Here is a 13056-nt window from a genome sequence, read left to right on the forward strand (position 1 = left end):
GCACCGGTCAGCGCGCGGCCGGCCGGGTCAGGGCGTCGTGCACGGCGCCGAGCACGTCGTCGTCGCCCAGCCCGTCGGCCCGGGCGGCCAGGACGAGCCGGTTGGCCGCGGTGCGGAGCCGGGCGCGCGCGGGATCGCCGGACGCACCGGTGACGACGGTGCCGGACCGCCCCCGGCCCTCCACGAGCCCGTCGGTCTCGAGCTCGGTGTAGGCCCGGGCCACCGTGCCCGCGGCGACGCCCAGGTCGGCGGCCAGCGCCCGCACGGTCGGCAGCCGGTCCCCCTCCGCCAGGTCACCGGCGTGCACCAGTGCGGCGATCTGCGTCCGGATCTGCTCGTAGGGCGGGGTCGTGCTGCTGTCGTCGACGACGACTTCCAGGGTCCGGGCGCCGGTCATGCCGTCCAGGCTGCCGCATGCGCTCTGCGGCCGTGGTCGACCGGGTTCCCCGCCGGTCAGGTGGCGGGGCGGCGCAGGACGCAGATGTCCTGCTCGTCCCGCTGGTCGAGGTCCCCCTCCGCCACGCAGGCGGCACAGGCCCGCAGGTCGGTCTGCCCCGGGCGCGGGTGCAGCCGTTCCGGGTGGCCGCACCGGGGGCAGTCGAACTGCGGCGGCCCGGCCGGCGGGACCGTGGGCGCTGGTGCCGTCGGCCAGCGGTCACGTGCCGACCGCCTCGGGACCGACCACCTGGACACGGTGACGAGGATGCCCCGTGCGGGGCGTCGTACGCGGAGGATGCGGCGGTGCCTGCGCAGCGACCGTCCCTGAGCCATGACCGTGCGGCGGTCGCGTGGACCGCCGGGCGGCTCTGGTCGATGAGTTCACCCGCGGGCGACGGTCCCAACGCCGAACCCACCTCCTGAGGAGCTCTCCATGCGCAGCGTCACCTACTCGATGGGCACCACGCTCGACGGCTACATCGTCGGCCCGGACGGCAGCTTCGACTGGGGTGCGCCCGACGAGGAGGTCTTCCGCTTCGCCATCGACCAGATCCGTGCGGTCGGCGTCCACCTGATGGGGCGGCGGCTCTACGAGACGATGCTCTACTGGGAGACCACCGACCCGCGGTCGTTCGACGACGCCGAGCTCGAGTGGACCGACCTCTGGACGCGCCTGCCGAAGGTCGTCTTCTCGACCACGCTGACCGAGGTGCAGGGCACCAACACCCGGCTGGCCACCGACGGCCTGGCCGAGGAGGTCGCGCGGTTGCGCGCCGAGCCCGGGGACGGCGAGATCGCGATCGGCGGGGCGACGCTGGCCGCGGCGGCGGCCGAGCTGGGCCTGATCGACGAGTACCGGCCCAAGGTCAGCCCGGTGCTGGTCGGCGGCGGCATCCCCTTCTTCCCGCAGCACCAGGAGCGGGTCGGCCTCGAGCTCGTCGAGACGCGCGCCTTCCGGCAGATGCAGTACTTCCGCTACCGGACGGTGCGCTGACGGACGCGGCGTCGCGAGGTCGCTAGCTGAGCAGGGGTCCGATGAGTATCTCGGTGCCGTCGGGCCGGTAGGTGCGCCATCGGCCGCCGGGATCTCGAACGACTGAGAACCCGTGGTGCACCTTGGTGTGGTGTCGTTCGCACAAGAGTGCTGAGTTCTTGAGCGAGGTCTCGCCGCCGTTGATCCAATGGACGAGGTGGTGGACGTCGGCCCACCAGTGCGGTGCGCCGCAGCCGGCGAACACGCAGTTCTTGTCTCTCGCGACGACCGCGCGGCGGAGAGGTGCGGGGACGATGCGGTGCTTGCGTCCGTAGTCCAGCGGCGTCCCGTCCGGACCCATGACCACCCGGGAGACCACCGCGTCGCAGGCCAGCCACCGGGCCCGCGCGGCAGAGATCTGCGCCCCGAACCCCATGCTCGCGGTCTGCGCACCGGTCGCCGGATCGATGAGGTCCTCCAGGGCCAGCTGCACGACGACGTGCGGCTTCTCCCCACGCAGGATCGGCAACTGACCCGACGCGAGCTGGTTGTCGGCGATCTGCACCAACGCATCGGCCTGCTGCTGCACGCGGGTGCGGGTGTCACCCTTCGGGCGGTCGGCCTGCACCTGCGACTCGATCGCAGCCTGCACCTTCTCGCTGGCCACCGCGTCGAGGTCCCACCGACCGGTCGTGCTGCCATCGGCGTGCTTGACGATCCGCAACGACCGCGCCTCGGTCGGATCAGGCTCCGGCCCGTCGGGGTCCAACGCAGCCTGGAACGCCTGCACCGCGACCTTCAGCGAGTCATGGGAGCACTCGCGCGCCACCCGCGCCCATGCCTCGTCGAATCCGGCCAACTCGATGCCCTGTGCCGCGGCAGCGGCGATCTCCTTCGGCCCCACTGCGTCGGCGATCACGTCCACCTGCGCCGCCGTGATCTCACCCGCCGCAAAGCCCGCTGCGACCAGCGGGAAGGACGGCAGCGTGCGCCCGGCCCGCATCAGCTTCGACGCGTCGTTCGCCGACACCCGCTGGTGCCCGACCAGCCACGACCGCATCGACGTCAGCCCGTCGCGCTCGGGCGCCTGCGTGGTCTCCGCGTGCCGCACGGTGCGGGTCAGCTCCGCGGCGACCATGTTCCCCGCCGCCACCAGCAACGCCGTCCGGTCCAACGACTCTTCATCGGTCAGCCCGTGCAGCTCCTGCCGCGAGAGGTCACCGAGCAACGCCAGTAGTGCGTGCACGGCACCTCCCGACGACTTCGAACGTGTGTACGAAGTCTATCGGACGGCGACCACCCCCACCAGGTGAATCCCCAGGTCAACCGGTCAATCAGCCGACTCTCCGGTTTGTCGCGAGAAAGCGGGAGGGAGCTCTCGAGTAGTCAGCGGTGACGGCGGTTCTGCCATGATCGCGGCCGTGCGGCAGCACCTGCAGTTCCTCTGGCAGCGGCCAGTCCTGGGCGCGGCGCTCGTCGCCCTGCTGCAGACCACGGTTGTCGTCCTCCTGCTGGGCGTCGTCCGGGGCCGCCCGGTCACCGAGTGGCTCAGCTGGGTCGCCTACGGCGTCGCCTTCTTCGTCGTGGACGTCGTCAGCCTCCGCCGCGAACGCCGCCGCCTCGCGGCCGCCGAGGCGTCCCGCTGAGGCGGAAGCCCCCGGGCACTGTCGAGTGAGCAGTTGCGGTCGGCGACGCGGCGGGGCACGCCGGGCGGAACGACGACAACTGCTCACTCACTCGTGCGGAAGCGAGCAGAGGTCTCAGGCGGGGACGACGTCCCGGCGGACGGCGGGCGGCACAGCGGCCTCGCGGCGGGCGAGCGGGCGCAGCACCAGCTGGCGCACCGCCACTGCGGCCAGCAGCGGGCCGGCGGCCAGCGCCAGCGGCGCCCACTCCGCCGCCGCGCTCCCCCCGACGACGAGCACCGCGACCAGGCCCAGGGCCGCGAACTCCAGCAGCCGCAGCGCGAGCACCCGGTCCTGGCGGCGGTGCACGGTGGCCACCCCGGAGTACGGCAGCAGGAACGCCGCGGTCACCGCGTAGGCGCCCCAGCCGGCCACGGCGAGCGCCGGCACCGGGTAGTCGCCGCCGGTGAGCAGCGGCGCCAGCACCGGGCGCAGCAGCAGCGCGCCGACGGTGATGACGGCGACCGCGGCGGCCAGCCCGGCCGCGGCCCGGTCCGCGGCGCGGATCGAGGCGGACGCCGCCCGGTCGCGGTGCGCGACGTAGTGCGGCAGCAGGAACGACCCGAGCCCGGCGACCACCACCAGGGTCGGCGCCGTGTAGACGCGGGCGGCCTCCAGCGGGCCGTAGGCGGCCGCGCCGACGACGCCGACGACGACCAGCCGCAGGGCGGTCAGCAGCGCCGGGCGCACCGCCTGCCCGGCGGCCCGCCAGACGCCGAACGCGAACACCGCGCTCAGGTCGGGGTCCCGCCACGGACCGCGCGGCCGCTCGCCGGCCGGGGCCAGCAGCCAGGCCACGACCCCGGCGGCCAGCTGACCGGCGAGCAGCGCGACCAGGAAGCTGCCCAGGCCCAGCGGGCCGCCGGCGGCGCAGGCGACCAGCGCGGCCAGCGAGACGAGCAGGCTGGTGCCGTCGACGACCGGCAGCGACCAGTAGCGCCCGGCCGCCATGAGCAGCCGGCGCAGGGTGTCCTCCAGCACGAAGGCGGTGACCGCCAGGCCCAGGACGACGGCGACCACTGGCGACACCAGCCCGGTGAGCCCGGCCAGCAGCGCCCCGGCGGCCCCCGCGCCGCTGGCGACGAGCGCCTCCCAGACGTGCAGCCCGGCGCGCACCCGCGGGGCGTGCCGGTCCAGCACGGTCAGCGAGTCGCCGACCATGCCGCTGGCCAGCGCCGTCACCAGCACGACGGCGCCGTAGACGAGGGAGAACCCGGCCAGGCCGGCCGCGCCGAGGGTGCGGGCGGCGGCGACCTGGAGCACCAGACCGGCGACCGCCTGGGTCACCTGACCGGCGACGGCGCCGGTGGCCGGCCGGCGCAGGAGTGCGCCCAGGGCCCGGGTCATGCGGTCCTCCAGGAGTTCAGGGAGCAGGGGGGGGACGAACGGGACGGGGCGCCCACCGGCTGGTGGGCGCCCCGTCGTCGATCAGCGGACGTTGGTCACCGCGAGGGGGCCGAAGCTCACCACCGCGGGGGCCGTCGCACTGCCGGACAGGTAGGCCGCCAGGCCGATCCCACCCGGGGTCTGCAGCAGCGCCTCGGTGTCGGTGCGGGTCAGCGTCGGGCTGGCCGGCTCGGCCTGCCCGTCGGCCCACACCGTCGCCGCCAGCTGGGTGGTGCCGGTGCCGGACACCTGCACCCGCAGCTTCAGCGCCGTGCCCGGGGTGTAGGTGAGCCCCGGCACGATCACCTCGCTGCCGATGAACGCCTCGGTCGACGTGCCGGTCAGCTTGGTCATCGTGAGGCCGACGGTGCCGTTGACCAGGAAGCGGAGCCGGGTCCGGTACTCCTGGTTGCTGCCCACCCGGCGGCCGACCACGTACACCGAGGTGCCACCCCCGGTCGGCACCGCCGACAGGGCGACCGTGGTCCGCAGGTCCGCGCTGGTCTGCGAGACGCCGCCCAGGTACGAGGCGGTCAGGTTGCCGGCGGCGTCCAGGCGGAGGTTCGCCGCACCCGGGGTCACCGACTGGCGGGTGGTGCCGTTGGACATCGTCCACGCGCCGCCGAGGTCGGCGGTGCCCAGGCCGTTGGCGACGGTCCGGTCGAAGGCGTCCGTGGCCACGGAGACCGGGGCCCACACGCTGACGTCGGAGCGGACCGTGCTGGTCGCGCCGGCGTCGTCGGTGACGGTCAGGGCGACGGTGTACGTGCCGTCCTCGTCGTACGTGTGGTTGGCCGTGACACCGGTGCCGGTCGTGCCGTCACCGAAGTCCCAGGCCCACGAGGCGACCTTGCCGTCGGAGTCCCCGGAGGCCGAGGCGTCGACGGCCACGGTGCGCAGCGTCGCGGTGGGCGTGAAGACGGCCACCGGGGCGCGGTTGGCGACCACGGTCACCGGCACGGTCGTCGTCCCGGTGGCGCCCTTGTCGTCGGTCACCGTGAGCTTGACCTGGTAGGTGCCGGCCTCGCGGTAGCTGTGCGCCGGGGCCACCCCGGTGCCGGTGGTGCCGTCACCGAAGTCCCAGGCGTAGCCGGCCACGGTGCCATCGAGGTCGACCGACTTGCTGGCGTCGAAGCCCACCGCGAGGAAGCTCGCGGTCTGCCCGAAGCGCGCGGTCGGCGCGGCGTTCGCCGGCGTGCCGGTGGTGCCGAGCGTGAAGTGACGGGCGATCTGGTCCGCGGAGAGCGCGGTCGGGTAGACCGCGACCTCGTCGATGCGGCCGGTGAGGGTCGACGACGTGCCCATGCCGGTGTCGGCACCGACCCGCAGGTAGCCGCTGTAGGCCTGGCCCGCGGTCGTGTCGGTGCGCGAGCCGACCAGCTTGCCGTCGACGTAGAGCGCCATGCCGGCCGGGCTCATCGTGGCGGCGACGTGGTGCCACTTGCCGTCGTTGAAGGTCGCCGAGCTGGTGACCGCCCGCTTCTGGGTGAAGATGACCAGCACCGGCACGTTGACCCCGAAGGCCACGTGCCCGGCGGCGTCCAGGTAGACCTGCCGGTCGGCGGTCCGGCTGTTGCCGGTCTTCGCGTTGCCGAAGCCGAACAGGCGGGCACCGGTCTTCGAGGACGTCTGGAACCAGGCCTCGGCGGTGAAGGTGTTCGGCGCGGGCGCGGCCGTCTGGGTCGACAGGGACGCCGACGACGAGCCGTTGAACGAGGCGGCGGTGTCCTTGTCGCCGGCCAGGGCGCCCTCGACGCCGCGGGTGACGCCGGTGCCGACGGTCAGCGGCTGGGCGCCGATGCTGTCGGCGGTGGTGGCACCGGAGGTGTCCCCGAGCCGCCACTGGTCGGTCGCGCCGTCGGCGACGACGGACTGCGGGTAGCTGGACCCGCCGCCGGCCGGGGCCTCGGCCACCGTGACGGTGGCCGACTTCGCGGTGGTCGAGTTACCGAACGGGTCGGTCGCGGTCACCTTGTAGGTGTGCGTGCCGCCGGTCAGACCGGTGTCGACGAAGCTCATCTGCGGGGTGCTGTACCAGCGGGAGGCCTGCACGACCGTCTGCACGGGGGTGCTGGTGTCGCCGTCCCGGACGACCCGGTAGGTGAGGTTCTCGTTGTCCTGGTCGCTGGTCGCCGTCCAGGTCACCTTGGCGGCGCCCGGGCCGGCCGCGGTGACGGTGGGGGTCAGCCCGTCGGAGTAGGTCGGGCCGACCTTGTTCGGCGCGGCGCTGGGGACGGCGAAGCGCACCAGGCCCTGCTGGCCCTCGCCGTTGACCTGGGTGAACTCACCGCCGTAGACGACGTAGGTGCTGTTGCCCGAGACGCTCCAGCCGGCCTGGCCCTGCCCGGTGAACGTGCCGGCCTTCATGCTCGGCCACCAGTTCAGCTGGGACGGCGCCGGCTTGCCCGCGAACGTCTTGTTCTTCAGCGTCGCGTTGCCGACCGTGCCGGTGGCGGCGGTGGTGAAGGCGTTGGCGAACTTGTTGACCCGGACCTTCTGCTCGGGGAAGCCGCCGGCGTTGGCGCAGTCGTGCTCGTGGCTGGCCAGGTACAGCACGCCGTCCGCGGGGAAGCTGGAGTAGGTGTCGCCGCGGCAGTCGTTGATGGCGAGGACGGTCCCGCCGTCCGCCTTGACCGCGAACGTGCCCTCGAGGTTGCCCGGGCCGTAGTAGTCGTAGGCGGTGCCGAAGACGGTGTCGCCCTGGGTCGACAGCGAGTAGATCGCCGAGTTGACGCCCTGGTTGGTCAGCTGCTGGTTGATCGCGAACGGCCGCACCTCGCCGGTGACCGGGTCGAGCGCGCTGACGCCGGTGTTCCTGGTGCCGTTCATGGTGTCGAAGCGGCCGGCGGCCACGACCTGGTTGCCGCCGCCGGTGACGGCCAGCGCCATGACCTGGTCGCTGGTGGCCTTGTTGCCGTTGCTGTTGCCGGCGGTGGAGCCGACGCCGGGCAGGGGGGCCCAGGGCAGCAGGCTGCCGTCGGAGGTCTTCACCGCGGCCAGCCGGGTGCGGGTGACGCCGCCGACGGCGGTGATGCTGCCGCCCATGTAGACGGTGTCGTCGGTGACGGCCAGCGCGCGCACCTGGCTGTTGACGTTCGGCTTCCAGTTCGCCACGAGGGCGCCGGTGGCGGTGTCGTAGGCGGCCACCCGCTTGCGGGTCTGGCCGTCGGCGGTGGTGAAGTCGCCGGCCACGTAGACCCGGCGGCCGTCCGGCGACGCGGTGACCGCGAGCACCTGGCCGTTGAGGTCCGGCGCGAACGAGCTCACCAGCTCGCCGGTGCGGATGTCGTAGGCGAGCAGGTTGCGCCGCGGCGTCTCGCCGGTCCCGGCGGGCGCGCCGGCCGGGCGGGCGCTGGTGAAGGAGCCACCGACGTAGACGGTGTTGCCGACCACGGTCTGGGCCCAGGCCACGCCGTCGATCTGCACGGTGGGCAGCGCGTCGACGCTGGCCGTGACCGGGTTGGCCGGGGACGGGGACAGCGGGGCGCTGTCGGCCGAGGCCGCGCCGGGGGCGAGCACGGCCAGCGCGCCGGTCACCGTCAGCGCAGCGGTGACTGCTGCGGTTCGCGCCTGCCAGCGCGCCGTTCGACTCATCTCAACTCCTGGTCACGGTGCGTCGTCCTCCTGCCGCCCGGGTCGGACGGCGAACACGCACAGTGACCATGACATGGGCGCCGGGCCCGCCACGTCCCCCGAACCGGTGGGACAACCCACCCGGGGGACACGAATGTCACCGATCGTGTTGCCCGGGCACGGCAGAGCGGGGCACGGCGCCGCAGCGCCGTGCCCCGCCCGTCCGTGCTGGTCAGCCCAGCGCGGTGACGGTGAGCCCGGTGAACCGGACCGCGGTCGTCGCGGTGGTGCCGCTGGGCCGGTGCACCGCGATCCCCACGCCGCCCGCGGCCTGCAGCGCGGTGGTGGTGTCGGTGCGGGTCAGCGTCGGGGTCGCCGGCTCGTCGCTGCCGCTGGCCCACACGGTCGCCCGCACCTGGGTCGTGCCGGTGCCCTCGACCTGCAGCCGCACCTCGAGGCCGGTGCCCGGCTGCCAGGTCAGCCCGGGCACGGTCTGCTCCCCGCCGGGGAACGACTCGGTCGTGCCGGTCAGCCGGGACAGCGCCACCGCCACCGCGCCGTTGGCCTGCACCCGCACCCGCACCCGGTACTCGCCCTGGCCGGCCACCCGGCGGCCGGTCACGTACACGAACGTGCCGGTGCCGGTCGGGGTGGAGCTCAGCGAGAAGGAGGTGCGGACGTCGGCCGCGGTCTGCGTGACCGCGCCCAGGTACGCGCCGGTGTTCTGGTTGGCAGCATCGAGCCGGAGCTCGGCGACACCGGGGGTCACCGACTGGCGGACCGCCCCCGCCGACGCCGTCCAGGCGCCGCCGGTGTCCGCGGTGCCCAGCCCGCCGCCGGTCGACCGGTTGAAGGTGTCCTTGGCGAGCACCGGTGCGCCGGCCGGCGCGGTGGCGGTGACGGTGCCGGTGCGCTCGGCGGTCGCCCCGTCGTCGTCGGTGACGGTGAGCCGCACCTGGTAGCTGCCGGCGGCCGCGTAGACGTGCGAGGCGGTCGGCCCGGTCGCGGTCGCGCCGTCACCGAAGTCCCAGCTCCACCGGGCGACGGCGCCGTCCGGGTCGGTCGACCCGCTGCCGTCGGCCGACAGGGTGAGGTCGGTGGCCGACGCGGTGAACGACGCCGTGGGCGGCTGGTTCGGCGCCGGCGCGGTGACCGTGACCGTCTTGGTGGCGGTGGCCGTGGCCCCGCCGTCGTCGGTCACGGTCAGCGTCACGGGGTAGGTGCCCGCGGCGCGGTAGGTGTGCGACGCGGTGGCACCGCTGCCCGTCGTCCCGTCGCCGAAGGCCCAGGCCCAGCCGCGCACCTGACCGTCGCGATCGCTCGAGCCGCGCCCGTCGAACGAGCCGGTCAGCCCGTCGGCCGCGGCGGTGAAGGCCGCGGTCGGCGCCGCGTTCGCGGTGACCGAGGTGGCCAGCGCGTAGTGCCGGGCGACCACGTCGGCGCTGAGCACGCTGCGGTAGACCGACACGTCGTCGACGTCCCCGGCGAGGTACTTGGCCCCCGCCCAGGTGGTGTCGCCGCCGATCCGCCAGTAGCCGACGAACGGCTGCCCGGCCGTGGTGTCGCTGCGGTAGCCGACGACCTTGCCGTCCAGGGACAGGGTCATCCCGTTCGGGCCGAGCGACGCGACCACCTGGTGCCAGCGCCCGTCGTTGTAGCTGCCGGGGCTGGTCAGGATCCGCGCGGTCTGCGGGTAGACGCCGAAGCTCACCCTTCCGGCCTGGTCGAGGTAGACGTGCCGGTCGTTGTTGTAGCTGTCGCCGGTCGTCGCGTCCCCGTAGCCGAACAGCTTGCCGCCGGCGGTGGAGGTGGTGCGGAACCAGGCCTCGACGCTGAACACGTCGGGCGCCTGCGCGGCCCGCCGGGTGGTGGCCAGCCCGGACGAGGTCCCGTTGACCGTCACCGCGGTGTCCTGGTCGCCGGCGACCGCGCCGCTGGTCCCCCGGCGGACGCCGCTGCCGACGGCGAGGTCGTCGGTGCCGGCCAGGTCGATGCCGTTGCCGCCGGACTCGCCCAGCCGCCAGTAGTCGACCGCGCCGCCGTCGAGCACGGCCGCCGAGTAGGCGCTGCCGGCCCGGCCGGAGGCGACCACGGAGACCGCCTGCGACGTCGTCGCCACGCCACCCCGGTCGTCGGTGACGGTGAGCGTCACCCGGTAGGCGCCGGGCTTGGCGTAGCTGCGGCTCGGGGTCGCCCCGGAGCCGGACGTGCCGTCACCGAAGTCCCAGCTGTACCTGGCGATCCGGCCGTCGGCGTCGGTCGACGCGGAGGCGTCGAACGAGGCGGCCAGGCCGTTGGCCGCGGCGGTGAACCTCGCGGTGGGCAGCACGTTCTGCGGCGCGCCGGTGGTGCCGACGACGTAGTGCCGCTGCACCTGGGTGGCGTCCAGCTGCTTCGGGTAGACGGCGACCTCGTCGATCCGCCCGGCGAACCAGTCGGTGTCGCCGGCCCAGCGGGTGTCGCCGCCGATCCGCCACCAGCCGTTGAAGTGCTCACCGGCCGAGACGTCGGTGCGCGAGCCGACCAGCTGCCCGTCGAGGTACAGCGCCAGACCGGCCGGGCCGAGGCTGGCGACCACGTGGTGCCAGGCGCCGTCGTTGTACGACTTCGCGCTGGTCACGCCGGCACCCCAGCCGGGCCAGACGGCGAAGGTGACCTTGCCGGCGTTGTCCAGGTAGACGTGCCGGTCGTGGTCGGGGCTGTTGCCCACCTGCATGTTGCCGAAGTCCAGCAGCACGCCGCCCCTGGTCGAGCGGGTGTTGAACCACGCCTCGGCGCTGAACACGTTCGGCGCCTCGCTGATGCCGGTCATCGCGCCGGTGCCGCTGACGGTGCCGTTGAAGGTCGCCGCCGCGTTCGAGGTGCCGGCCAGCGCGCCGGTGCCCGAGTTCTGGGTGACGCCGGTGCCGACGGTCAGGTCGTCGAAGCCGGCCTGGTCGTAGGACCGCCCGGTGCCGGCCTTCTCGTCCAGCCGCCAGTAGTGGGCGGGGGCGTCGGCGAGCACGGTGTCGGCGTAGGCACCGCCGGCCGCGACCGTCGCGGGGACGGTCACCGTGGCCGCGCCGCCGGTCGTGCTGTTGCCGAAGGGGTCGGTGACGGTGACCCGGTAGGTGTAGGTCGCCCCGGGCGTGACGTCGTCGTCGACGAAGCCCATCGCCGGCCGGTTCCACCAGGTGGAGTCGGCCGCGGCCTCGTAGACCGGCGAGTTCGGCCGGTCGGCGCGCACCACCCGGTAGGTGAGGTGCTCGTTGTCGATGTCGGAGGTGGCCTGCCAGGAGACCCGCACGGTGCCGGTGCGCTGGGAGACCAGGGTCGGGGTGAGGGCGGCGTCGGCCGCCGGGCCGACCCTGTTCGGCGCGGTGCCGGGCTTGGCGAAGCGCACGAGGCCCTGCTGACCGCTGCCGTTGACCTTCTCGAACTCGCCGCCGTAGACGACGTAGTCGCCGGCGCCCGAGACGCTCCAGCCCGCCTGGTACTGCTTGGTGTAGCTGCCGATCGACAGGCTCGGGTACCAGGGCAGCTGCACCGGGACGCCGGTGCCGGTCCACCAGCTGCCGTACTGGCGCAGGCTCGCGCCCGTGCCGGCGGCGGCGGTCGTGTAGGCCGTCGCGAACTTGTGCACCCGCTCGGGCTGCTGCTCCGGGAAGCTGTCGATGCCGACGCAGTTGTGGCTGTGGCTGCTGACGTAGACGACGTCGGCGGTCGGGTAGCTGGAGTACGAGTCGCCCAGGCAGTCGGAGACCCACACCGCGGCGCCGCCGTTGGCCCGGGCGGCGAAGGTGCCCTCGAGGTTGCCGGGGCCCTTGTAGTTGTAGGCGGTGCCGTAGACGGTGCTGCCGTCGGTCGACAGCGCGTAGATGGCGGAGTTGATGCCCTGGTTGGTCAGCTGCTGGTTGATCGCGAACGGCCGCACCGCGCCGCTGACCGGGTCGATCGCGCTGACGCCGGTGTTGCGGGTGCCGTTCATCGTGTCGAACCGGCCGGCCACCACGACCTGCGAGCCGTTGCCGGTGAGGACCATGCCCATCACCTGGTTGCTGGTGGCCGTGCTGCCGTCGGAGTTGCCTGCGGTCGAGCCGACGCCGGGCTGCGGCGCCCAGGCGAGCAGGCCGCCGTCGGAGGCGCGCACCGCGGCGAGCCGGTTGCGGCCGACGCCGTTGACGGCGGTGATGCTGCCGCCGAGCCAGACCGTGTCGTTGGTGGCGGCGAGCGCGCGGACCTGGTTGCTGACGTTCGGCTTCCAGCTCGCCACGAGCGCGCCGGTGGCGGTGTCGTAGGCGGCCACCCGGTTGCGGGTCTGGCCGTTGGCGGCGGTGAAGTCACCGGCGACGTACAGCCGGCGACCGTCCGGGGAGGCCGCGACGGCGAGCGCCTGGGCGTTGAGGTCGGGCGCGAACGAGGTGACCAGCTCGCCGGTGCGGATGTCGTAGGCGAGCAGGTTGTTGCGGACCGTCTCCGACTGGCCGGCCTTCGCCCCGGCCGGGCGGGCGCGGGTGAAGGAGCCGGCCGCGTAGACGGTGGTGCCGACGACGGTCTGCGCCCACACGACGCCGTTGACCTGAACGGTGGGGAGCGCGTCACCGCTGACGGTGACCGGGTCGGCCGCCGACGGGGTCACCGGCCGGCTGTCCGCCGAGGCTCCCGGGGCGACGACCACGGAGGCCCCCACCGCCACCAGGAGCCCGGCCAGACCGGCCGTCAGCCGCCTGGGTCCTGCGGTCCAGCGTGCCCCCATGAGGTGCCTCCCCGTTGTCGTCCGCCCGTGTGCCGGCCCGCAGTCGCCGGCCATCGACGACCACGGTCCGTGACGAGGGAAGGGGTGACAAGGCCGTGCACACGCCTGAACGGGTGACTGAGCAGCGGGAACATCCGTACGGGTGGCGTTCCGCCATCACTCCGGGTGAACGGCGGTCGGGGGTCCCCCAGCGGGTGAACGCGACGGAGGGCCGGCCGCACGAGGCGGCCGGCCCTCCGGGTCGGCAGGTGGAGCAGCGGCCGGGG

At 74.1% G+C, this 13056-nt stretch carries 7 protein-coding genes; 2 read left to right on the forward strand and 5 right to left on the reverse strand.

The features are described 5' to 3' along the window. Positions 1–7: 7 nt before the first annotated feature. Complete coding sequence (locus tag AB0J00_RS17260; RefSeq protein WP_357746918.1) at positions 8–397, reverse strand: GntR family transcriptional regulator; 390 nt, start codon at positions 395–397, stop codon at positions 8–10. Between the two features lie 474 nt (positions 398–871). On the opposite strand from AB0J00_RS17260, the gene AB0J00_RS17265 reads away from it, so the two are divergent. Then, positions 872–1432, forward strand: a complete 561-nt coding sequence (locus AB0J00_RS17265; protein ID WP_357746919.1) for a dihydrofolate reductase family protein — start codon at positions 872–874, stop codon at positions 1430–1432. 22 nt (positions 1433–1454) lie between these two features. Here the strand turns inward: AB0J00_RS17265 and AB0J00_RS17270 are convergent, their stop codons facing one another. Beyond that, the gene (locus AB0J00_RS17270) at positions 1455–2639 is read right to left on the reverse strand and encodes a DUF222 domain-containing protein (RefSeq protein WP_357746922.1); all 1185 of its coding nucleotides are present in this window, start codon (positions 2637–2639) and stop codon (positions 1455–1457) included. Positions 2640–2832: 193 nt separating this feature from the next. On the opposite strand from AB0J00_RS17270, the gene AB0J00_RS17275 reads away from it, so the two are divergent. Then, positions 2833–3057, forward strand: a complete 225-nt coding sequence (locus tag AB0J00_RS17275) for a hypothetical protein (RefSeq protein ID WP_357746925.1) — start codon at positions 2833–2835, stop codon at positions 3055–3057. A gap of 114 nt (positions 3058–3171) precedes the next feature. Here AB0J00_RS17275 and AB0J00_RS17280 read toward each other — a convergent pair whose 3' ends face one another. The 3 genes from AB0J00_RS17280 to AB0J00_RS17290 all read right to left on the reverse strand — a co-directional run bounded on the left by AB0J00_RS17280 (position 3172) and on the right by AB0J00_RS17290 (position 12673). Further along, positions 3172–4443: a hypothetical protein gene (locus tag AB0J00_RS17280; RefSeq protein ID WP_357746927.1), complete on the reverse strand. Its 1272-nt coding sequence runs from the start codon at positions 4441–4443 to the stop codon at positions 3172–3174. A gap of 81 nt (positions 4444–4524) precedes the next feature. Then, the gene (locus AB0J00_RS17285; protein WP_357746929.1) at positions 4525–8076 is read right to left on the reverse strand and encodes a PKD domain-containing protein; all 3552 of its coding nucleotides are present in this window, start codon (positions 8074–8076) and stop codon (positions 4525–4527) included. A gap of 211 nt (positions 8077–8287) precedes the next feature. Further along, the gene (locus AB0J00_RS17290) at positions 8288–12673 is read right to left on the reverse strand and encodes a PKD domain-containing protein (RefSeq protein ID WP_357746931.1); all 4386 of its coding nucleotides are present in this window, start codon (positions 12671–12673) and stop codon (positions 8288–8290) included. Positions 12674–13056 lie beyond the last annotated feature (383 nt).

This window comes from Modestobacter sp. NPDC049651, from assembly GCF_040659695.1.
Classification (GTDB): Bacteria; Actinomycetota; Actinomycetes; order Mycobacteriales; family Geodermatophilaceae; genus Modestobacter.

What these genes read in the sequence shown, in the direction of transcription:
- AB0J00_RS17260 (WP_357746918.1), bottom strand. Translation starts at nt 397, where the DNA reads ATGACCGGCGCCCGGACCCTGGAAGTCGTCGTCGACGACAGCAGCACG.
- AB0J00_RS17265 (WP_357746919.1), top strand. Translation starts at nt 872, where the DNA reads ATGCGCAGCGTCACCTACTCGATGGGCACCACGCTCGACGGCTACATC.
- AB0J00_RS17280 (WP_357746927.1), bottom strand. Translation starts at nt 4,443, where the DNA reads ATGACCCGGGCCCTGGGCGCACTCCTGCGCCGGCCGGCCACCGGCGCC.
- AB0J00_RS17285 (WP_357746929.1), bottom strand. Translation starts at nt 8,076, where the DNA reads ATGAGTCGAACGGCGCGCTGGCAGGCGCGAACCGCAGCAGTCACCGCT.